Raw genomic sequence first — 328 nt, forward strand, 5'->3', positions numbered from 1 at the left:
AAGAAGACGATAAGAAGCAGCCCGAAATTGGGTCTGTAGCTCAGTTGGTTAGAGCGCACCCCTGATAAGGGTGAGGTCGGCAGTTCGAATCTGCCCAGACCCACCAATTTTGTGTGGGAAAAGCCTGTAGAGATACGGGGCCATAGCTCAGCTGGGAGAGCGCCTGCCTTGCACGCAGGAGGTCAACGGTTCGATCCCGTTTGGCTCCACCATTTACGTTGTGATGGTTGTTGGCTGTAGTTGCTTCTGCGTTTAAAGCTTAGAAATGAGCATTCCATCAAGGTGATGGTGAATGTTGATTTCTAGTCTTTGATTAGATCGTTCTTTA

The 328-nt window shown here is 49.1% G+C and carries 2 tRNA genes; both read left to right on the forward strand.

What is annotated here, in order from left to right:
- Positions 1-29 precede the first annotated feature (29 nt).
- A tRNA-Ile gene (locus HX851_RS33410) sits at positions 30-106 on the forward strand.
- A 30-nt stretch (positions 107-136) separates the two neighbouring features.
- Positions 137-212 (forward strand) — tRNA-Ala (locus tag HX851_RS33415).
- Positions 213-328: the final 116 nt, after the last annotated feature.

This window comes from Pseudomonas gingeri, assembly GCF_013385635.1.
GTDB lineage: Bacteria > Pseudomonadota > Gammaproteobacteria > Pseudomonadales > Pseudomonadaceae > Aquipseudomonas > Aquipseudomonas gingeri_A.